The sequence below is a fragment of the Oceanispirochaeta sp. M1 genome, from assembly GCF_003346715.1.
GTDB lineage: Bacteria > Spirochaetota > Spirochaetia > DSM-2461 > DSM-2461 > Oceanispirochaeta.
The window spans coordinates 26,914-49,609 of the sequence record NZ_QQPQ01000007.1; the positions used below are offsets into that span (position 1 = coordinate 26,914).

The 22,696-nt window shown below is 42.0% G+C and carries 16 protein-coding genes, 4 tRNA genes and 1 other RNA gene; 6 read left to right on the forward strand and 15 right to left on the reverse strand.

Going from position 1 to position 22,696, the window contains the following annotated elements; all coding sequences use genetic code 11:
• Positions 1–3 precede the first annotated feature (3 nt).
• Together DV872_RS06135 and uvrC are read right to left on the reverse strand one after the other, a co-directional pair.
• A complete protein-coding gene (locus DV872_RS06135; RefSeq protein ID WP_114628983.1) occupies positions 4–1,785 on the reverse strand; it encodes a B12-binding domain-containing radical SAM protein in 1,782 nt (593 codons plus the stop codon).
• A 74-nt stretch (positions 1,786–1,859) separates the two neighbouring features.
• Entirely contained in the window at positions 1,860–3,677 is a 1,818-nt protein-coding gene (uvrC, locus tag DV872_RS06140) for an excinuclease ABC subunit UvrC (RefSeq protein WP_114628984.1), read from the reverse strand.
• Positions 3,678–3,732: 55 nt separating this feature from the next.
• Between uvrC and DV872_RS06145 the strand changes: the two genes are divergently transcribed.
• Positions 3,733–5,190 carry a LamG-like jellyroll fold domain-containing protein gene (locus DV872_RS06145; RefSeq protein ID WP_158546858.1) on the forward strand — a complete coding sequence of 486 codons (1,458 nt, stop codon included), beginning with the start codon at positions 3,733–3,735 and terminating at the stop codon, positions 5,188–5,190.
• 10 nt (positions 5,191–5,200) lie between these two features.
• A complete protein-coding gene (locus tag DV872_RS27185) occupies positions 5,201–7,573 on the forward strand; it encodes a lipopolysaccharide assembly protein LapB (protein WP_114628986.1) in 2,373 nt (790 codons plus the stop codon).
• A gap of 21 nt (positions 7,574–7,594) precedes the next feature.
• Here DV872_RS27185 and thyX read toward each other — a convergent pair whose 3' ends face one another.
• Both thyX and DV872_RS06160 read right to left on the reverse strand, forming a co-directional pair.
• Entirely contained in the window at positions 7,595–8,431 is an 837-nt protein-coding gene (thyX, locus tag DV872_RS06155; protein WP_114628987.1) for an FAD-dependent thymidylate synthase, read from the reverse strand.
• Between the two features lie 105 nt (positions 8,432–8,536).
• Positions 8,537–9,148, reverse strand: coding sequence for a YigZ family protein (locus DV872_RS06160; protein ID WP_158546859.1), 612 nt, complete (start codon positions 9,146–9,148; stop codon positions 8,537–8,539).
• Between the two features lie 189 nt (positions 9,149–9,337).
• Between DV872_RS06160 and DV872_RS06165 the strand changes: the two genes are divergently transcribed.
• Positions 9,338–10,756 (forward strand): trehalase family glycosidase, encoded by a 1,419-nt coding sequence (locus tag DV872_RS06165; RefSeq protein WP_114628989.1) that lies wholly within the window; start codon positions 9,338–9,340, stop codon positions 10,754–10,756.
• Positions 10,757–10,872: 116 nt separating this feature from the next.
• Here the strand turns inward: DV872_RS06165 and recR are convergent, their stop codons facing one another.
• From recR to DV872_RS06205, 8 genes are all read right to left on the reverse strand, one after another.
• Positions 10,873–11,460 carry a recombination mediator RecR gene (gene recR, locus DV872_RS06170; RefSeq protein WP_114628990.1) on the reverse strand — a complete coding sequence of 196 codons (588 nt, stop codon included), beginning with the start codon at positions 11,458–11,460 and terminating at the stop codon, positions 10,873–10,875.
• Between the two features lie 3 nt (positions 11,461–11,463).
• Positions 11,464–11,784 carry a YbaB/EbfC family nucleoid-associated protein gene (locus DV872_RS06175; protein ID WP_114628991.1) on the reverse strand — a complete coding sequence of 107 codons (321 nt, stop codon included), beginning with the start codon at positions 11,782–11,784 and terminating at the stop codon, positions 11,464–11,466.
• 2 nt (positions 11,785–11,786) lie between these two features.
• Entirely contained in the window at positions 11,787–13,568 is a 1,782-nt protein-coding gene (dnaX, locus tag DV872_RS06180; RefSeq protein WP_114629122.1) for a DNA polymerase III subunit gamma/tau, read from the reverse strand.
• Positions 13,569–13,647: 79 nt separating this feature from the next.
• An RNA gene (ffs, locus tag DV872_RS06185) (signal recognition particle sRNA small type) lies at positions 13,648–13,746 on the reverse strand.
• A 20-nt stretch (positions 13,747–13,766) separates the two neighbouring features.
• Positions 13,767–13,851: transfer RNA gene (locus tag DV872_RS06190), tRNA-Ser, on the reverse strand.
• 43 nt (positions 13,852–13,894) lie between these two features.
• Positions 13,895–13,968: transfer RNA gene (locus DV872_RS06195), tRNA-Arg, on the reverse strand.
• 5 nt (positions 13,969–13,973) lie between these two features.
• Positions 13,974–14,060: transfer RNA gene (locus DV872_RS06200), tRNA-Ser, on the reverse strand.
• 57 nt (positions 14,061–14,117) lie between these two features.
• Positions 14,118–14,202 (reverse strand) — tRNA-Ser (locus DV872_RS06205).
• 119 nt (positions 14,203–14,321) lie between these two features.
• Between DV872_RS06205 and DV872_RS06210 the strand changes: the two genes are divergently transcribed.
• Positions 14,322–16,472 carry a DUF4954 family protein gene (locus DV872_RS06210; RefSeq protein WP_114628992.1) on the forward strand — a complete coding sequence of 717 codons (2,151 nt, stop codon included), beginning with the start codon at positions 14,322–14,324 and terminating at the stop codon, positions 16,470–16,472.
• Positions 16,473–16,518: 46 nt separating this feature from the next.
• Here DV872_RS06210 and DV872_RS06215 read toward each other — a convergent pair whose 3' ends face one another.
• Entirely contained in the window at positions 16,519–17,406 is an 888-nt protein-coding gene (locus DV872_RS06215) for a ParB/RepB/Spo0J family partition protein (RefSeq protein WP_171832065.1), read from the reverse strand.
• Positions 17,399–18,172, reverse strand: a complete 774-nt coding sequence (locus DV872_RS06220) for a ParA family protein (RefSeq protein WP_114629123.1) — start codon at positions 18,170–18,172, stop codon at positions 17,399–17,401. The genes DV872_RS06215 and DV872_RS06220 overlap by 8 nt, the downstream gene beginning before the upstream one ends.
• 129 nt (positions 18,173–18,301) lie before the next feature.
• Here DV872_RS06220 and DV872_RS06225 point away from each other — a divergent pair, with 129 nt between their 5' ends.
• Complete coding sequence (locus tag DV872_RS06225; protein ID WP_114628993.1) at positions 18,302–18,526, forward strand: NifU family protein; 225 nt, start codon at positions 18,302–18,304, stop codon at positions 18,524–18,526.
• A 118-nt stretch (positions 18,527–18,644) separates the two neighbouring features.
• Complete coding sequence (gene add, locus DV872_RS06230; protein WP_114628994.1) at positions 18,645–19,724, forward strand: adenosine deaminase; 1,080 nt, start codon at positions 18,645–18,647, stop codon at positions 19,722–19,724.
• Positions 19,725–20,119: 395 nt separating this feature from the next.
• Here the strand turns inward: add and gyrA are convergent, their stop codons facing one another.
• Entirely contained in the window at positions 20,120–22,678 is a 2,559-nt protein-coding gene (gene gyrA / locus DV872_RS06235) for a DNA topoisomerase (ATP-hydrolyzing) subunit A (RefSeq protein WP_114628995.1), read from the reverse strand.
• Positions 22,679–22,696 lie beyond the last annotated feature (18 nt).

Here is a 22,696-nt window from a genome sequence, read left to right on the forward strand (position 1 = left end):
GATTTATCCGGCAATAATATAGGCCTCCAGAATTCCACTGAGAATAAATTCATCAATTCCTTTATAGGAAGCCTTCAGATCCTTATAGCTGATCTTCCTACCCTTCAGCTTTCCTATTATCTCCTCTTCCTCTTCAGAAAGAAGATCAACACAAAGTTCATAATCCCTCAGCCAGAACAAGGTTCTGAATAATTCTGAGTCCACCATCAGCTCCTCAGAAGAGGCGGGAAATCCGGCAGTGACCACTGTGGGATGAAGATGAAGTTCCTGTACACGGCAGCTTGAGTGAAGTGAAAGCATTAGGTCATCTTCCAGAAGTATATGTTCTCCCGGAATCGTACTGCTCTCTCCGTTTTCCAGCTCCTCAAGAATATCCAGATAGCCGAGCAGGTCTTCAAGTACGGAATAGAGACGAATCTGTCCGGCCTCTTCATATACATCCCGGAGAAAATCCTTCAACAGAATATCCTGGGGAACTGCAGATTCATTCAAGTTTTTCCACTTTATAACAAGGTCAACAGCAGTCATATCCAGATCATAGCAGACCCTGCTGAACCAGCTGATCCCCCGGTTTTTATTGTACAGGGAATCACAGGCCTCACTCAGTTCACTGGCAGACTTTAAATCTTCAGGAGAAAAATCGGGTGTTTCACGTACAATATAGGGATCCGAACTATCCGCTTTCAGATCAAGATCATTCCGTCTGTCATACAGAGCCGTACCGGGAAGAACCGCCAGAGGAAACAGATCCAGATGATTCGGTTCCAGGGACAGAGCATATTCTATGGAATCTCTGAATCCCGAAAGAGTATCACCGGGAAGACCATAGATAAGATCGACTCCAAAGGAGACTCCCGCCTGACCCAGAAGATCTGTTTTCGCCCTGAACTCATCAGGATCAAAATTTCGGTTTATATTTTTAAGAACTTCGGGAGATGAACTCTGCAGACCTATCTGAAGGGTACAGGGAACTGATGCGAAAGCCTCTGCGGTCTCTTCATCAAGAAACTCTGTTCTAATCTCAAAATAGTAATAGGTTTCCGGTGTAAGCTCTCTGATCCAGCCCAGAATGGAAAGGACTCGATCTCTATTAACATTAAATGTGGGATCCAGCACAAAAACCTGCTGTATGCCGGCTTCCCTCATGACCTTCAGTTCTTTACGGATCCTCTCGGTATCAAAAACACGGACCATACCGCTTCCCTTCGATTCAAAGCAGAAGTCACAGGCAAAAGGACAGCCCCTGGACAGCTCCCAGAGAAGACCGGGATTCCGGCTCAGATCCAGGGATCCCGAGAGAATGGGAGATTCAAGAGTATTAATATCTTTACAGAAAGCAGACCGGGGAGAGAAAAAGTCAGCTGTACTCAATCCGGGAATACGGGGGAATGGTTCCCCTGCTTCAAGAGCATCCAGTACTGGATTGATAAGCTCTTCTCCCTCACCCTGCATGACAAGTTCGATTCCGCTGTCATCCAGAAATGCCTGAGGCGCCGCAGTAACATCGGGCCCTCCGGCAATAATAGGCACTCCGGGTCTGATTTTCCTGATAGCAGAAATAACCTCCAGAGCAAGAGATCTGTTCCATAAGTAGATAGGAAAACCTATACATCCACAACTTTCATCTGATGTAAGATCTTCTGCGATAAGTCGGGCACTATGCTCAAGGGTAAAATCCTTCAGCTCTATATCATGCTTCGGAGCCGCCGCTTTCAAACAGGCCGCAGCCAAAGGAATTGCCCGTGTAGACTCTTCAAGGTGAATCGTAGCCATTACTAGTTTCATATTATTTATTGTAACAGAAAGGCAGAATGCGGGACAGAGAGAAATACTGAGTTACATACAGAACCAAGTCCGCTTTATGGCTCCTCGGCCTTCTCTTTCCGTGAAAGATACTGACGTATCATTTCAGCTGCCTCAAGACTGACTCCCGCTGTATTGGAAATTTCCTCTGCCTTTGCTGCATACAGTTTCTCCATAGAACCGAACCCGACAAGGAGCTTTTTGCTTTTTGCAGGACCTATCCCCGGGATATTTTCCAGGGAATTCAGGGATATCTGTTTTTTACGGAGTTTCTGATTGTGGGAAGTTGCGAAACGATGGGTCTCATCCCTTACATGCTGTAAAACTCTCAGACCTCTGTCACCCTCAGGTAAATCTATTGGCTCTTTTTCTCCCGGTAAGTAAATAAGTTCTTCCCTTTTAGCCAGACCGATAAGAGGAATTTCAAGACCCAGGGCATCAAGAATTGAAACTGCAGCACTCACCTGCCCTTTACCTCCATCAATAAGAATCAGGTCAGGCATCTCCTTCTTTTCGTTCTTCAGCCTGGTATACCGACGGGCCACGGCTTCACTTATAGCCTTGAAGTCATCAATTCCCCCGTCCAGGGAACGAATATTATAATGTCTGTAATTTTTTCTATCCGGATTTCCATCTTTAAATGAGATCAATGATGATACTGTGAAGTGTCCGTCTAGCTGAGCTATATCAAATCCTTCGATTCTCCGGGGGAGCTTTTTCAAATTCAGAACCATCTGCAGATCTTCAAGTGCGGGAATATTCCCCATATCCTGCAGCTTTCTGGCCAGATCACTTCTCGCATTTTCAACAGCCATATTGAGGACTGCCTGATCCCGTTTACTCCGGGGCAGTTCAAGAACCATTTTATCTGCACCCCTTACCTCACGGTTCAGATAATCCTGAATCAGGCTCCGGTCCTTTAAAGATAGAAATACACGGGAAGGAAAATCTTTATCGGGAGTGCCGTAATATCGAAGTAAAAATTCCTGGGTGGCATCCTGTTCACTACCGTAGTACTCTGACCTGAAGGATTCTTTTCCTAGTAGTTTTCCATTCCTCATCTGAAAAACTACGAAGGAGTAGTAATTTCCCGAAGAATCCACCCCTACATAATCCCGGCTCTCTTCTTCAAAATCCTCGACTTTCTGTTCTGTCTGCAGCAGCTGCAGAGCAATTAGGATGTCCCTCAGTTCTGCGGCCTTCTCAAATTCAAGAGATTCCGACAAGACCTTGATCTCTTTTAAAAGATCTTTTTCCAGACCGACAGTTCTCCCCGTTAGTATGGCTCTTGCCTTGTTTACCAGAGTACGGTAATCCTCTTTACTGATCAGTCCGGCACAGGGTCCCGAACACTTTCCCATATGATAATAGAGACAGGGATTCTCTCTTTTCTTCAGTTTCCTGCATCTGCGCAGAGGGAGCATCTTCTTTATAAGTGCAAGTGTTTCATCCAGAACTTTAACATCCGGATAGGGTCCGTAATACTGAGATTTATCATTTACAATATTTCGAGTCCTGAATACACGGGGATATTCATCCGATGTAATCCGGATAACCGGATAACTCTTCCCGTCTTTCAGGTTGATGTTGTATCGGGGATTCCATTTCTTTATTAGATTATTTTCAAGGAGAAGTGCCTCATATTCACTCTTGGTGACTATATGATCAATACTGTGAATCTGATGGACAAGAGTTCTGGTTTTTATATCTTTTTCCCCTGAAAAATAGGAACGAACCCGGTTTCTCAATTTGACAGCCTTTCCGATATAGATGATTTTTTTCTGCTCATCCTTCATCAGATATACACCGGGTTGGAGGGGGAAATCTTTTATTTGTTTTCGAAGTGTCTCGACTCTTTCTTTATTACTATCCATAATTTACCGATAAGATTCATATATTGCTATGAAGATAAAACATACCCTCATTCTGATGATTTTACAAACCCTGATTTTCTCACAGATTCTGTTTGCCGAAAGCCTGACTCTCGGTGGAGAGGATGACTGGAACGGAACGGTTCTAAATAACCTGAAAACAACCCCCGGAAAGGGTGGTTTTCTCGATCTTGTACTGAACAGAACCGAACTGAACTCCCGTATAGATTCAACCGATATCCTTCTCCCCTTCAATGAAGCGGAAGGACGAGATAAATCGGGTAACTATATTATTGGAGAACAGCCGGAATACAGCCGCAAATACTTTAAATCCGGTGCCGGCAGTGCAACTTTCGATAGAGAAAACAGAATAACACTGAAAGCAGATACCCGTGGTTCCCTTTTTTATCCTTTTACAAACTGGGAAGATTTCACAATTGAATTCTGGCTCTACCCTGCGAATCCCAGGGAAGGTGAAAATATTATTCAATGGAAGGGACTGGGCCGTGACGGAGATGAAATTTACTCTCAGTCAATTCTTTGTCATTTTATCAACCGTCGCCTGGTATGGAGTTTCAGTAATATTTTTCAGATGCCCGACAGCCCTGAATCTTTCTATGAAATATCCGGAGATCCTGTCCTTCCCAGACAGTGGAATCACCATATGCTCCGTTATGACAGCCGTACAGGGATGCTGGAATACCTGGTAAACGGTCAACCCTCGGCAATAATCTATACAACTGATGATGGAAATGAATCCAGCACTGTTTACACTCCAAGAGTGGGTGATGAACCTGGTGAACTGGTCATCGGTTCCGGTTTTACAGGTTTTATGGATGAATTCAGGATGGAACGCCGTTTTGTTGAAAACCGTTCCACAAGACGCTACGACCAACCGGGCTATGGAATAAGCACCGTACTGGACCTGAAATTCACGGACTCCAGATTAAACAGTCTGAGTGCTGTGGACAGCAGTCCCGGAAATGCTGCTGTATTTCCCTACTATTTTGCAACAAACAGTCTTCTTGAAGCCGAGGAGAGAAGACAGAATTTCCAGGGAGAAAGCACTGTTCTGGACGCTCCTGAATTATGGAAACCATTTTCTGAAATTGATGAAGACAGCCGGGGACGTTATCTGCTGATGGCATTTCTTCTCTACCCCGACATGAAAGAAGATCTAACTCCGGGCCTCTCGTTTATGAAACTTGATTACACTCCTTCACTCCCGCCCCTTCCTCCGGCGTATATACATGCAAGGCGATCTGATAACGGAGAGCTCAGGCTGGATTGGAATCCCTCCGCCTCTCCTGAAGTTGAAGGATATCTTCTGTTCTTCGGGGAAAATCCCGGTGAGTATATATATCCCGGCAGTCCCTTAAAAATTGAAAAAGAGAGTTATACTCTTTTAGACGGACTCTCTCCCTTTAAACAGTATTTTTTCGCAATAAAATCCTATACTGGATCGGATAATCCCCGTTACAGTGATTTTTCCGAAGAAATTTCTATAAGACCCTGAAGGATGGTTCATGAGTAATTATCAGAACAAATACAATCAGGCCATTTCAGCTTACCTCCTTGAAGACTATGAACTGTCAAGAGATATGACTGATACCCTCCTGAAAGAAAACGGAGACAGCATACTTCTCCTTATTCTTTCAGGAAATATTCATGAGGCTCTCAAGAACTCGGATAAAGCCATCAATGACTATAGAAAAGCAATCCATCTCTCTCCTGAAAACCCGGAAGCATATAACAATGTAGGGGTCTCCTATAAAAACAAAGGCGACTTCACAAAAGCGGAAACCGCCTTTAAACAGGCCGCCAGACTTGCTCCGGACCGTCCGGACATAAGTTACAACCTTGGAAATCTTTATAAACGAAACGGCGATCTCGAACTGGCCGAGAAATGGTATAAAAAATCAATCAAACAGGATCCTTCCTACATAAAGGCCTATAATAATCTGGGAACCATCTTTGAGCAGAGCAAAAATTATGAAAAAGCCGAAGAGATCTATCGCCAGGGTCTCTCCATGGACAAAAATAATGCAACCCTCCACTACAATCTGGGAATAACATATCAGGACAGGGGAAATCTGGATGAGGCTAAAATCCAGTATGAAGAGTCCCTGAAATACAGGCCCGGCTGGACACCAAGTCTCGGAAATCTGGGAGAGGTTCTTCAGAATCAGGGATCCCTGGATGAGGCCGAAAAAAAATTCGAACAGCTTCTGGATAAAGAACCTGAAAATGTTCGTGCCATAAATAGTATGGGTACAATTCACGCCGAAAAAGGTGATGAAGAGAAAGCCCGCCATTACTTTAAAAAAGCTCTTTCCCGTGATCCTTCCTATAAAACTGCCACACTTAACCTTCAGCAGCTGTATATGAAACAGAATGCTCTGCAGGAAGCCCTGGAAGAGCTGAATAAACAGGCTAACTACCACCCTTCTGATATGCATATCCGTCTTCAGATCGGTGACATCCTGACAAAACAGGAACGCTATAAAGAAGCTGAAAAAGTATACAACCATGTCATTGAGAGACAGACAGATAACCTGGAAGCCTATAGAGCCCTTGCGGCACTCTATGCCATTGAGAAAAGACCGGATTTGGTCCGTTCCTGTGTGATAGAAATTTTCAAACTGGATCCTAATGACAAATCAATTCTTTATACCCTCTCCAAAACCTATCTGGAGGGAGAACGCTATGATGAAGCCCTGAAGTATATTGAAGATTATCTTGAAGCATTTCCTGCTGATAAAAAGGCACTTCATATTAAAGCAAGAATCCTTCAGAAGACATCCAGACAGGATGAGGCGGCGGAACTCTATGAACAGCTTGATGGAGATCCTGAACTGATCAACGATCCGGAAACACTTACCGATATGGCTGAAGCCTATTTTCAATCTGGAGAGAGAGAAAAAGCGGTTAACAAGCTGGAATCTCTGCTTAACCTCCAAGGTGCCTCAACTGCAACTGAAGATATCAATAACCTTACGCAGACACTGGAACTGTATGAAAAAACCGTATCCTCCTTTGAGGAAGGTTCTGAGAACTGGCACAACAATCTGGCAAAAATGAGACAGATAACCATCAGGGATTTGAAACAGGATCAATCCCAGAATTATTCGACAGGACCAAAACTGTCACAGATACCCATGGATGAAGAAGATGCCATCAGTCTGCTGGATATAAATGCCATGGAGCCCGTAATAAATATCAATGAGGAAGAAGATACTCTCCTTCTTGAAGAAGATACAGAAGATATGGAAGACGTTTACACTGAATTGATGAAAGAAGGTGTAATTCCTGAAGAAGAGGAAGTTATACAGGAAGCCCCACCACTTCCTCCTGCCGCCTATCCTCCAGCTCCGCCTTCTTCCTACCCGGCGCCCGAACCTTATCCTGTAGAGATGCCCTACCCGGTCAATCCGACACCGCCTCCGGCAGCTGAATCAGAACCCGCCCCCCCTGCTCCGGCGGGAGAATCCAAACCTGCAGCTCAGACAGAACCTGCTTCTCCGGAAGATCCCCTGAAAAAGAAAGAAGAGGATGAGCTGGAACCACGTCTGGATATTGCGGGAATGATGAATTATCTATTTACCCTTTCCCACGATCTGCCTGATGACAAAAGACAGATTCTTATAGATAAGGCTATTCCTCTGAAGATGGCATCGGTTGTTAAACGACTTTCCGGCGGACGTCATTTCAAGGAGAAAGTCTCCAGTTACGACAGACGAAACGGCAGTAGAAAAGATTTTAATATCAGTGAAGAAAATATGAAGGACTCACTCTCCGCCTTTAGAAATCTGACAGAGCAGCATCCTGATAGTCTCATCAGTTCAGCCTTTACTAAGAAAATGGATGAGCTGATGACAAAGATTAAGCCCTATCTCTGATCGAGTACGGCGGGAAAATATTTAAAGTTGCTTATGATCCTTCAGTTTTGCATTAAAGCGCTCAAGGTCTTTTCCTTTAAGAGAATTCTCTTCTCCCGCTATTACCCTGCTTAAAGCATCAAGCTCCGCTGCTGAAAAACGGACTGAACCTTTTATATGATTATCAAATGCCTCCATGGCAACCGGACAGACAAGACTGACCAGCTTGTGGATCTCCTCGGCATAGACTCTGATTTCCATCTGCGCATGGGCATCCATTCTCAATTTCAGAAAATGAAACATATTTTTTAAATCCATCTGCCAATACCACTCGGTATAAAGACTGAGGGGCAGATTGATACGAGCCAGTTCACGGGCGACATTGTCATCCAGAAGGGCTGTATAATTTTCGTATACCTTGTTCTGCTCTTCCTCAAGCATGCTTCGGACCTTCTGTTTCAATTCAGGGGGTATTTCCTCTTCAGAACGGCCCTGCTTATTATCAAGACTCTGAAACGCCACGTCTTTTTCAGACGGTAGATAAAACTCATTTTTCATAACGCTGTAGCGGCCTGAGATTTCATTTACCCTTGCAGTTCTATGACGAACCCACTGACGGGCAACAAAAATCGGCATCTTGGTATGAAAAGTAAATACAACCTGTTCAAAGGGTGAAGTGTGTTCATTTCGAAGGAGATAGTTTATCAGTCCCTTATCTTCACGGAAGGATTTGGTTCCGCTTCCATAAGAAACTCGAGCGGACTGTACAATTCTGTCGTCACTTCCCATATAATCAACGAGCCTGACAAAACCTTTATCCAGTACGGGAAACTCCTTGTCCAGTACGGCTTCAGCTTCAGGAATCACACTATGTCCCATAATATCTCCTACTCAGGGCATATCCTCTCTGGATTCCCTGTCTTTAATCTTTCCGCTGTATTGTAAATTGAAACAGAGGAAAGCTCAATATTCCTTTATATACACTTATTCCTCTTCAACAATATTGATTTCAATAGAACCCTGAGAGAAATTTTTTACATCTCTGCGGCAGTCTTCAATATTTCTCCGGGGTACTTTTCCCGATATTGTTACACCTTCTGAAAAATCTTCCACACAGTCCAGTGCTTTATTCTCTAGCAGTATTGCCTTCACACCTTCATACTGAGCATAGGAACATGATAGTGAATACTTTGAATACTCAATTTTTTCAACAGAATTCACCAGGGCCAGAACATCCTGGGCAGCCTGTGTATAGGCTGAAACAAGACCTCCAGTTCCCAGCTTTGTTCCTCCGAAATAGCGAATAACAAAAAGTGCCACATAAGTCAGGCCTGATCCCTTCAGAACTTCAAGAGCCGGTCTACCTGCCGTTCCATGGGGTTCTCCGTCATCACTCAGGCCGTAAAGAGTCCCCGCATCACCCAGAACATAGGACCAGACAACATGTCTTGAGCTGGGATGTTCTACCCTGAGCTCCTTCAATTTACTGCGAACTTCCATATCGTTTTCTACCGGAAACACCATACTTATGAACCTTGATTTCTTTACAGAGAACTCAGATTGAACTTTATTAGCCGGTATCATAATTTTTTTCATTTTTTTTATCCCGAATTTAAAAAATGTACTATAATTTATTAAAGTATATATAGTCAATTTCATAATTTAAAGCATCCAGCCGAACTGGTAAAAACTGACTCTTTTACATTGTGTAATTGATGAATTAATTGTATTATACGAAATTCACAATAATCGAATTTTTTAGTTATAAGCAATCGAGGAGCTATAGTGGTTAAGAAAGATTTTCCAAAGGTACACTATTACGACCAGGACTTTGTAGATATATACAACCGATCCTGGGCATGGGTACAGGACTACTGGTTTAAAGGCAGTTCAGAGATTAAGAACAGCTTCTTCAACCATAAGGAAAATACGACTCTCGATCTCTTCGAATCATGTATGTCTACTTTCTTTCTTGTTTATCATAATATGAAATACCCCGTTGCTCCCATGCTGGACAATTTTTACCAGCTGCAGGAAGAAAACGGTGCCATTCGTTCCAATTATGATCTTGAAACAGGAAAGCCGGTATTTACAGATGAAAATCCTGAGGGCGTATCGCCTCCCCTACTTGCATGGGTTGAATATAACCTATACCACAAAGTAGGTCAGAAAAAGAGAATCAAAGAAATCATGCCTTTCCTGGAGCGTTACTACAGCTGGCTTGATGTTACTTTTAAAGATGTAGATTCCGGACTTTATGTTGTTCCCCTTGAAGCTACAAAGATGACCAACTCTCCCAGAGAGAAAATGAAGTTTGCCGTCGATTTCAATGCACAGCAGGCTCTGAATTCACTCTACATGTCAGCTTTGGGAGATATCCTGAATGATAAGGAACTCAGCTTCAAATACAAAAAACAGTATTTTTCTCTGAAAACCAGAATCAACACTCTCATGTGGAATAAGGAAGATAATATCTACTACGATCTGGATAAAGATCTTGAGCAGGTAAAAGTTAAGACAGCCGCTTCCTACTGGCCCCTCCTGGCGGAGATTCCCAATGAAGCACGTGCTGAAGGAATGATTGAGCTGTTGAAGGATCCTGAGATTTTCGGAACGGATAATCCCTTTCCTTCTCTGGCTGCAGACGAACCTGAATTTGACAAGAAAGGAAACGGGTACCGTGGTTCTGTCTATCCTTTTCTCACATTCATGATCATCAAAGGGCTTGAAAAATTCGGCCGTTATGATTTTGCAAGAGAGTGTTCCATCCGTCATATGTACTATATCCTGGATACCTTTCATCCCGACGGGAATAAAAAAGGAACCCTATGGGAATCCTATGCACCCATGAGCGAAGGTCCTGCAGTTTGTAAGGATGAAAACATGGAGAATAAACAGCTCTTTCTGAGTTATGCAGCACTCTCCACCATCACTCTTATGATCGAAAATGTTGTAGGACTCTATATCAGTCTGCCACGTAAAACTGTAGACTGGATTGTTCCCACTCTTGAACTGATGGGAATAGAAGATCTTTGTCTAAAGAGAAACATGATCACGATCCTCAGTAATAAAAGCGCCAGAGGCTGGGAAATCCGTCTTGAATCAGAAAAACTCTATTACTTCACAATAGATATACTCGGTCAAAAGAAAAAGACACTTCCCATTCCATCTGGTAAATGTTCAATGCTCATAGATAAATTATAATTGAGCAGTCAGACTCTGAACGAACTCTGACGACAGAGAGCATCAACTTATAAATAAAAAAGCCTGATCCTTAGGGATTCAGGCTTTTTTTTATGTCCTGGTGAAAATAAATAAGCTCAGTATTCCATTCTACCTTTCAGAGCTCTGGAAATGCTCATCGTGTCAGCGTACTCCATATCACCTCCAACAGGGAGACCCGAAGCTATACGTGATATGCGGATACTGTTCCCATCAAGAAGATGTTTGATATACAGAGCCGTAGAATCTCCCTCAAGGGTGGGATTGGTGGCCAGAATAATCTCACTGACTCCAAGTGATTCAATTCTCTCCATCAAACGCTCAAAACCCAGCTCTGACGGCCCTATTCCGTCCAGGGGAGACAGTACACCATGGAGCACAAAATAAAGCCCTCTAAAGTCTCCAGTGCTCTCTATCATCATAATATCCTGAGACTCCTCCACGACACAGAGAACTTTACTGTCCCGGTCGGAAGAACTGCAGATAACACAGAGATCATCCTCCGTGTAATTTCCGCACTCTTTGCATTTATGGATTCTCTCTTTCAGCTCCCCGATAGATTGTCCCAGGAGCCTATTATAATCCTCATCTCCTTTAAGAAGGGAATAAGCCATTCGAACCGCACTTTTCTTCCCTATACCGGGAAGCCGCGACAGAAGGGTAATCAGATTTTCGAGGGTATTCATCCCTCAGACTCCGGGAAATCCGGGAGGAAGAGGCATTCCCGCAAGATCGGACATTTCATCCTTAATCTTCTCTTTAATGCTGGAAGTTGCTGCAGAACAGGCGGAGACAATAAGTTCCTCCAGCATCTTCACATCTCGTGGATCAACGGCAACAGGATCTATAGTTACACTACAGACCTCCATCTGACCGTTCATTTTGACAGTGACCAGATCACCTCCGGAAGAACCTTCAGCATATATATCTTTCAGCTTAGCCTGAACATCTCCCATCTTACCCTGCATTTCCTGCAGGTTCTTCATTAAATCCATCGGGTTAAAACTCATTCTCAACTCCTGTTTATCAAGGTTCCTCTGAATATATTCCGGACCAGTTCAACCTGTTCCTCTACTTCCTGATTCAGATCTTCTTCTTTTTTATGTTTTACAATTGTTTTTATATGCAGACTCCAGCCTAGAGCCTTTTTTACAATGGCCTCGATCTCTCTGCTCTCTTTCTCAATAAAAGTGGATTCAAAGGGACTGTTAAAACTGAGGGTAAGACCGGAGCCATCAAGATCCCAGCTTCCGGACTTATCCATAGCGGCAGCAAGAGAATGTCTTTCCTGCCTTAATGCTATCAGAACCTTTTCCCTGAATTCCGGAAGAGGAGGGAGGGGCTCATTCTGAACAGTTTCCTGCTGGATTTCCCCCGGGGCATCTTCAATTTCTTTAAGGTTTTGCAGCTGATTTTCGGTATGCCTTACAGTGGGTGTTTCTCTCCTCTCTTCCTTTTCATTAATTACAGGAGGAGCCGGAGGGTTCGATGAAGCCGAAACAGCTTCTGCTTCATTTGGTTTCGCAGCAGATACTGCAGGTGCTGAATGCCGCTCTCTCAGCTTTTGATCAAATGCATCTGATAATACCGTCTCAGGTATTTTCAGTTTTTTTTTTATCTCTTCCCCGGAAGAGCTGATCTGTATATTTGAAGAACCCAACTGTTCTTTCATCCTGGAGAGTTCCTCCAGAAGAGCCTTGGGATCGATATGATATCGGATACTGGAGAGACGGCTGACAAGCAGTTCCAGCTCAAATCGGGGGTTAAGAGAATAACGGATATTCCTGAACAGAGTGATAACCTCTTCAAGGGCCCACTCAATCTGCCTGGAATTCAGATTTTCAAACACAGCGGAGGAGAATCTGTCTTCGGTGTAGCCAAGGAGTGATTCCTTCCTGACACCATGAAAGATAAAGAGAATATTTCTCAGGTACTCAGCCAGGTCTACAATAAACTGTTCTACTGAAACACCGCCTGAGAGAATACAGTCCAGAAGATCCAGGGAGGCATTTGTTTTTTCCTCAACCAGATGGGTCATCAGATTATTTAGCTGATCCATTCCTATCAGGCCGAGTTTCTCCCTTATTTTATCCAGACTGAGATGTCCTTCGGAAAAAGAGACGATCTGGTCAAAGAGAGTATAGGCATCACGTACGGATCCCGTAGATTCTCTGGCAATCCAGAAAAGGGCATCCTCGTCATATTTAACTGCAATTTCATCACATACATTGGCAAGAAGTCTTTTAATCTCACCCAGTTCCACGAGTCTGAAATTAAACTGCTGGCAGCGGGAACGTATAGTTGCGGGGACCTTATGGATCTCTGTGGTGGCGAAAATAAATATAATATAGGGAGGTGGTTCTTCAATGGTCTTCAGCAGGGCGTTAAACGCACTGTTTGAGAGCATATGAACCTCATCGATAATATAGATCTTATAGCGTGAGCTTCCGGGACCGAAGAGAACTTCATCCTTGATCTCCCTGATGTCGTTTACACTTGTATTTGAAGCACCATCAATTTCAATGACATCCATGGAATTACCCCGGGCAATTTCCACGCAGTTCGAACAGACACCACAGGGTGTGATACTAGGTCCTTTTTCACAGTTAAGAGAACGTGCCAGAATTCTGGCTGATGAAGTTTTACCCACACCCCTGGGACCGGAAAACAGATACGCATGAGCAATTCTGCCGGACTCAATTGAGTTTTTCAGTGTGGCAACAACAAAATCCTGTCCTGATAATTCCATCAGAGACTGGGGTCTTTTCCGGGTGGCGGTTACTTCAAATTCCATATAGGGGATTATAGCTGAAAGGGAGGCAGACAGCAAGGTTGACTTGCATTCAAAAAAGGGCAAAAAAAATCCCCTCAGCTCCTCTCAAGCGGGTCATGACACATCAAACAATCACTTACGGCTGCTACCTTCCGATCCTGACCGGGTTGGGCGATGTTCAATTGCATGGAGCCTGAAAATCAACACTGAAGGGAAATACGGAGAGGGGGGGATTCGAACCCCCGGTACATTGCTGTACATACGCTTTCCAAGCGCACACCTTCGGCCACTCGGTCACCTCTCCAGATGATTCATATGAGAATAACAGGATACCTGCTACTCAATGATATGCCCAAGAGGGTTCGAACCTCTGACCTTCAATTCCGCAAACTGACGCTCTATCCAGCTGAGCTATGGGCACGTGTTCGGAGAGGGAGGGATTCGAACCCTCGGTGCGGTTACCCGCACAACACCTTAGCAGGGTGCCACCTTCGGCCGCTCGGTCACCTCTCCTGGTTTGTCTTTTTAACCAGAAACAATAATTAAGTAAAAAATTTGGTCTAAAAACTACGGAGAGGGTGGGATTCGAACCCACGGTAGGTCTCCCTACGCTGGTTTTCAAGACCAGATCCTTCGACCACTCGGACACCTCTCCAAAAACCGTAGCTTAAAATATCTTATGCCTAAATCTTTGTCAAGCCTTGAAAAGAATTAGATCAAAGTCCCCGGGTTTTTTGTCTTTGCCAGACTCTGTTTTTTAATTATAATAGGATTATGAACAATATCAGAAAGAATCCCCTGAAAGAAATCGGTTATGATTTCATACCTCTGGAATACCTCCCCGAAGGTAATGATGAATACTATATAAGAAACAGACAGATCGGCGAATATAAAGGGTACCGCCAGCTGTCGGCTCACGAGATAGAGGTCCTGGTTAAAAATGAGAATTCAGCGGATAACTGGAATGATATTTATGTTACAGACAAGTTCAATCCGAAACTTGTTAAACACAACGAGTTTCATGGTCTGATACGGATCGGAAATCTGGAAAACTACTCTCTGGAATTCCATGACATTCCATTTCCTGTAGGAATCTATAATTCCCAGATTATTTCATGCGATATGGGATCTAATGTCTCAATAAATAATGTAAACATACTCTCTCACTTTATTATTGATGATGAAGTCATTTTACAAAATATCAATGAACTGGTTACCACTAACTATGCAAAATTCGGTAACGGGATAATTAAAGAGGGTGAAGAAGAAGATGTCCGGATATGGGTGGAAGTCTCCAACGAAAACGGCGGAAGAAGGATTATCCCCTTTGATGGTATGACAGCCGGTGATGCCTGGCTCTGGTCACGAAACAGAGACAGAGAACAGCTCATGGAAAAACTTAAAGCCATGACACAGTCCCGCTTTGATGTAAGGCGGGGTTATTACGGCCGCATCGGTACAAGATCGGTTCTGAAGCACTGTCGCATACTCAAGGATGTAACCATTGGAAGTGATGCCTATATAAAGGGTTCTAATAAACTGAAAAACATAACCATCAACAGTTCTCCTGCAGCTCCTTCACAGGTAGGTGAGGGTGTTGAACTGGTCAATGGAATTGTCGGCTACGGTTGTCATATTTTTTACGGCGCCAAGGCTGTCCGTTTTGTAATGGATGATCATACGAATCTTAAATATGGTGCCAGACTGATAAACTCCTTTCTAGGTAACAACTCGACAATATCCTGCTGTGAAGTACTGAATGCCCTGATCTACCCGGGTCATGAACAGCACCACAACAGCTCTTTTCTATGTGCTTCCACCATTTTGGGCCAGAGCAATATGGCCTCAGGCGCAACAATCGGTTCAAATCATAACTCCAGAGGAAATGACGGAGAAATTGTCGCCGGACGTGGATTCTGGCCAGGACTGAGTACAAGTCTCAAACATAACTGTCAATTTTCCTCCTTTAATCTGCTGGTTAAAGGAGCCTATCCTGCGGAGATAAATAATCCCCTGCCCTTTTCTCTTGTTTCTAACGATGAGGCCCATGACTGCCTTAATATCATTCCGGGATACTGGTTCCGATACAATATGTATGCCCTGGCCAGAAACTCATGGAAGTACGGTGCACGTGATAAAAGAATAAAGAAAAATCATATGATTATTTTTGATTATCTCGCACCTGATACTTCTAATGAAATATTCACAGCAATGGATCTTCTGAGACAGTATATGGAAAAGACTCCGGAATACCAGAAACAGAATAAACACAGTTCCACACACGATTTTATGTGCAGCGAAGATATCCCCAACTTGAAAATGAACGATTTAGAGAACGGAAAGAGAGACGTTTTCATTCTGAAACCATGTTCTGCCTATAGAGAATACAGGGATATGCTTATCTACTACTCTGTAAAAACGATTGTCGAATCAGGAATAGAGGCCGGAACTCTTCTGAAACAAATTATTAATTGCGGCGAACGGACCAAGTGGGAGAATGTGGGTGGTCAGCTCATAAGAAAATCAAAGATTAAAAAATTCCTTAAAAACATAGAGACTGACAGAATCAGCAGCTGGGATGAGATTCATGAATATTATAAATATGAAGCTGACAAATATCAGAGAGATATGGGTGATCATGCAGTGGCATCTTTAAAAGATCTGCTGATCATTGAAGGTATGGAGGAAAACAGTGACTCCCTGATTAATTATTTCAGAAGGTCAGTTGAAATAAGCAGCAGGCTCACACAGCGCTGCTACGAATCCAGAGCCAAGGATTACAGCAACAGTTTCAGAAATATGACCTTCAGCTCAGATAGTGAACGTGATGCGGTTATCGGTCCCCTGGAAGAGAACAGTTTTATAAAGAAAACTAAAGAAGATGCCGCAGAACTGGAGAAAAAAATCAGCGCATTTCTGCGCTGACTGTTCTGCTGAGGTATCTGTCTGGATTTTTTCAGACAGATATTTATTAGTGTATTAGATCATAAATCCGTTCAAGATCATCCTCAGAAAAATAGGAAATCTCAATCCTACCTTTCTTGAGATTCCCCTTGACCTGTACTTTTGTGCCGAAATGATCGATAAATTTCTGTTCTATTCCCAGTATTTCAGGAGTTTTATTCTTGGGGAGAGCGGCTTTTTCACGATTCTGAGGGCGTTTACCCTGATTCAGATCCTCAACCATACTCTCAGTTACACGGACAGACAGTCCTTCATCCTTAATTCTGCTGTGAAGGATCTTCTGATCCGCAGGATTTATCACCGCAAGGATGGCACGGGCATGACCCGCTGTAATAAATCCCTGATTCAGAGATTCCTGAATATCTGAAGGCAGATTAAGAAGCCGCAGACTGTTTGCAATGGTTGATCTCTTCTTACCTACTTTTTGGGCAATTTCCTGCTGACTCAGATCCAGACTGACCATAATATGTTTATAGGCTCTTGCCTCTTCAATGGGAGTCAGATCTTCACGCTGAATGTTTTCAATAAGAGCTATTTCAAGTTTTTCTTCATTCGTAAAATCACGGATAATGGCAGGTATTTCCATTTTTCCGGCAAGCTGAGATGCTCTGAATCGACGCTCACCTGCAATTATCTCAAATGAGTCACCTACTTTTTCAACAAGAATGGGTTGTATGACACCCCGGGAAGCAATTGAATTTGCCAGTTCCTGCAGTGATTCTTCAGAAAATATTTTACGGGGCTGATCAGGATTTGCCCTGATCCGGGAGATTTCAAGTTCCTTGACTGCATCCTGTATTTCTTCAGGAATTATTACTTCAGCCTGATCATCATTATCATCCAGGCTGAGAAGGGCATCCAGACCCATTCCGCCTAGTGCTTTTTTCTTAGACACGCTTTAAAACCTCGTCAGTCAGTTTTTCATAACATTTCGCACCAATACAGCTTCTGTCGTAAAGGTTGATCGGAACACCGTGTGAAGGTGCTTCGGATAATCTTATATTTCTGGGAATAACAGTCTGAAAGACCATTTCGGGATGCTGTTTGAAGCTCTCCTGGACACTTTTGATCACTTCTTTACCGAGATTGGTTCTGGAATCATACATTGTAAATATAATGCCCCCTATCTTCAGTGCAGGATTCACAGATTTCTGAATTCGTTTAATGGTCATTGAATACATGTATTTAAGACCTTCAAGAGCAAAGTACTCACACTGAAGGGGAATAAGAACTGTATCTGCTGCTACAAACCCATTAATAGTGAGAACTCCCAGAGATGGGGGACAGTCAATCAGGATGTAATCATAAAAATCCTGCAGAGGCTGAAGAGCATTCTTCAGATATTGAAGGGACTCCTTCTTATCCATCTTACTCAGTTCCACTGTAGCACCCGAGAGATTCAGATTGGAGGGGAGAATCTCCAGGTTTTCCTGTGGAGTTTTCTGAATAGCCTCCTTTACACTGATCTCCCCCAGAAGTACTTCATAAATACTTTTGGATGTTTCCTTAATACCAAGACTGCTTGAAAGATTACCCTGGGGATCAAAATCCACAAGAAGTACACTCTTTCCAGCTTCCGCCATATACGCGCCGATGTTAACGGTTGTAGTGGTTTTACCCACTCCGCCTTTCTGATTCGCAAATACTACTACTTTTGCCATAGGCAGAATTATATCCGAACAGTTATTTCTTGTCACTTCAATCATTCAATGTTGACCAACAAGTTTTTATTTAATACCTTAGTAAATGAAAAATAATTTATTATATATATAGAATTGGGAGAATAATCAATGATAACTGAAAAAGTAAAGCAGGCTCTGGAAGACGTAAGACCTTCCTTACAGGCTGACGGTGGAGATATAGAACTGGTAGAAGTTAAAGAAGATGGAACGGTCATGGTAAGACTTCAGGGCGCCTGTGCAGGGTGTCCAATGTCCCAGATGACACTGAAACAGGGTGTTGAAGCATATCTCAAAAAACAGATTCCTGAAGTTAAATCAGTAGAGTCAGTTTAAATTCTTTTTTTAGGTACTTTGTTCCGATAATTTATAAAGCTTGATTTTTTTATTTTATGCTTTAAATTTCTAGTTACGCTCGTCATACTGAGGGTCATCACTAATAGAGGAACCAATAATGAGTACTTCATTACAGAAAGAATTCTCTAAGTCTTTACTAGGTAAAGACTTATTATATAAATTTCCTAAAATTGAACTTCATCGTCATTTAGAGGGTACCTTTGATTTAGATACCCTCTATAATTTATCCGTTAAAAATGATCTTGATACTCCCAGAGATAGAGCAAAATTCAAAGAATATTGTCAGTTTCCAAAGGATCATGATTCAGATTTTTTGCTTTTTCTTGGAAAATTTCACAATAATTGGTATAAATCTTTAGATGATGTCTCAGAAGTTGTATTTAATTCCGTAAAAAATATAAAGAAAGAGGGACTTCATTATATTGAGCTCCGCTTCTCTCCGGAGCATTATGCTCTGGTAAATGATTTTGATAGAATTGATATTACAAAGCTGGTTGTGGATTCTGCCAATTCTGCTGCCCGTCAGACTGATCTTAAGATAAAATACATACTTACATTCAACAGAGGTAAACAGACTGCTGATGGAATGATAGCGCTGTATAAAAAAATGCTTGATCTGAATATAGACAGCATCGTCGGTGTTGATCTGGCGGGAGATGAAAAAAATTACCCCCCCGAATTATTTATCAGGTTTTTTGATTTTGTAAAAAAAGTCGGTGTACATAAAATAGATATTCATGCCGGAGAAGTAACTGATTCCAGCCAGATATGGACTGCCATAGATAAACTGCATGCGGATAGAATTGGTCATGGTGTATCAGCTATTCACGATAAAAAACTGCAGCTTGAACTTATAGAGCGTCAGATATATCTCTGTCAGTGCGTAATATCAAATTTTCAGACAGCCGCGTGGTCTGATACTCCAACACACCCTCTTCCACGTCTTTTTAGAAATAATGTTCCTGTATCCATAAGTTCAGACGATCCTACTATTCAGAATGCTAACCTTGTAGATGATTACCGGACCATAATAGAATCTTTTGATTTTAATTTCCAGGATCTGGTAGATATTAATTTTAATACAATTGACGCTTCATTTCTATCAAAAGATCAGAAGAGCACAATGAAAGAGGACTATTCACAGGCCTTGGATTCTTTTATCATCGAGAACTCTTAACAGTTTATCCACAAGTAAAATTTATTATTATCCTTAGTATTAATACAATTAATTCTATTAATACTAAGGATATACAGGCAAAGATGCTTTTAAAAGCTGAATTTATCCCCAGTTTATCAACAGGCTGAAAGCTTTAAACTTTATCCATTATTGATATATCTATTGTAGATACCTAATCTGATTAGGCTGACATTTCAAATTGAGTTTTTTAATTCTATTCACATAGATATTTAGAAATATTAAAGTTGAATTTCATTGTGATGTTTCACGTGAAACAATACTAAATGAGTAAATGATCCACTGCAAAATATTAACAACTCCTGTGTTTCACGTGAAACAAAAAAAAAGCTGCACCCTGATGGATGCAGCTTCATGTTTAAATACTAATATTTACTTTATTCTTCTGTTTCACGTGAAACATCTTCTGAATCTGAAGGTTCTGTAATTACAGTTTCCTGCTCCACAGATACTGTTTCAATAACTTCAGACTGTTCAGAACTATCTAATTCACTTTCTTCATCTACATCTTCTTCTTTCTGCTGTACCGCAACTCCGACAAGTGTATCCTTATCACTGATATTAACAATTCTTACGCCAAATGCATTTCTCCCAATTATGGAAATACCATCCAGGTTTAGTTTAATTGTTTTTCCAAGAGTAGATATACATATAAGAGAATCAGTCTCGTTTACAGACATTACAGAAACCAGCTTACCTGATTTTTCATTTACATTGTAAGCTTTCTGTCCCTGAGTTCCTCTACCATGAGGATTAAACTCTGAAAATTGAGTTCTCTTTCCATATCCATTTTCAGATATAAGGAATAGCTGGTTTTCTTCAGAAACACAGGCTACACCAATAAGGATATCATCACCATTCAGTCTGATCCCCCGTACTCCATGTGAGTTTCTACCCATACAGCGTACAGAATCTTCAGGAAAACGTAATCCCTTACCGTTTTTAGTAATAATCATTATATCCCTTGTACCGTCTGTAAGTTCGGCAGATACAAGATGATCCTCTTCATCCAGGTTTATTGCAATTATTCCCCTGGTTTTAGCATTTCTAAAGTCATATGTGGATACTCTTTTTACAACACCCTTCTGGGTAGCCATGAAAAGGAAGTTATCTTCTGAGAATTCCTCAAGTTGAACCTGTGTTGTAATCTCTTCATCTGGCTCAAATTCAAACATGGTTTTAAGGTGTTTACCTCGGGAAGCTCTTGAGCCCTCTGGTATTTCATATACTTTCAGCCAGTAAGCTTTACCTGCGCTTGTTACAAAAAGAATATAGCTATGTGTATTTGCCAGGAATATATGTTCAATGAAGTCTCCGTCTTTCAGAGATGCTGAATTGGAGCCTTTACCACCTCTTCCCTGCTCTTTATATGCTGATAAGGGAACTCTCTTGATAAAACCTCTATTGGAAATCAGAACAACCATGTCCTCTTTCTCAATAAAGTCTTCCATATTCATGGAACCTATCTCTTCAAGACGAATTTCTGTACGTCTCTCGTCACCGTATTTTTCTGATACTTCTGCTGTTTCTTCTTTTACAACATCAAGAATCTTTTCTTCATGAGCAAGTAGATCTTCAAGATAATCTATAAACTTCATTATCTCGGCCAGTTCATCCAGTATTTTCTGGGTTTCCAGACTGGTAAGCTTTTGCAGACGCATATCGAGGATAGCCTGTGCCTGTATCTCAGAAAAATCAAATCTTTCCATCAGGTTAGCTCTAGCCATATTTACATTTGCAGATTTTTTAATTATTTCTACTATTTCATCAATATTTTCCAGGGCTTTTTTAAGACCTACCAGTATATGAGCTCTGGCTCTGGCTTTTCTCAGTTCATATTCAGATCTTCTTCTGATAACAATCTGTCTATGACTGATAAAATAATCAAGAAGGTTCCTCAGGTTGCATACTTTAGGCATCCCATTAACAAGCGCGAGATTATTTACATTGAAATTAACCTGCAGATTGGTATGGGTGAAAAGAAGGTTGAGAACTACTTTAGGAGAAACATTACGTTTCAGCTCTATAACAACTCTCATACCCGTTCGGTCTGACTCATCTCTTAAATCAGAGATCCCTTCAATTTTCTTTTCTCTTACAAGTTCGGCAATTCTGATAACCAGATTTGCTTTATTAACCATATAGGGGAGTTCTGTGATGATAATGGCATCTTTTTCAGCTGTCATCTCTTCCAGGTTATACCTGGCACGGACAGTTATCTTTCCGCGTCCGGTCATGGATGCCTGCCTGAAACCAGTTCTTCCGAATACAACTCCGGCAGTAGGGAAGTCAGGACCTTTTACAATATCCAATAACTCTTCCATCTCAATTTCAGAATTATCTATTACTGCAGATATGGCTTCACATATCTCTTTAAGGTTATGAGGTGGCATATTTGTTGCCATTCCAACGGCAATTCCACTCGCTCCATTTACCAGAAGCATGGGAAACGCTGAAGGAAGGATAAGAGGTTCCTTCATGGAATCATCGTAGTTGGGACCAAAATCAATGGTATCCTTTTTGATATCCATCAATATGGCTTCGGAAACTTTCGCCAACCGGGCTTCTGTATACCTCATGGCTGCGGGTGGATCTCCGTCTACTGAACCAAAGTTTCCCTGACCCTGAACGACTGGTGTTCTAAGTGAGAAATCCTGAGCCATACGTACCAGAGCATCATAGATAGATTGATCTCCGTGAGGATGGAATTTACCAAGTACATCCCCAACAATACGACCACATTTTTTATATGCTGTGTTATATCTTATGCCCATTTCACTCATAGAATAAAGAATTCTACGGTGAACCGGCTTCAATCCATCTCTGACATCTGGAAGTGCCCTGCTGACAATAACAGACATGGCATAATTCAGATAGGATTCTTTTACTTCATCTTCAATGGCAATTGGAAGGATTTTTCCAAAATTATCCTGCACGTTTGACTCCTGTGAGAC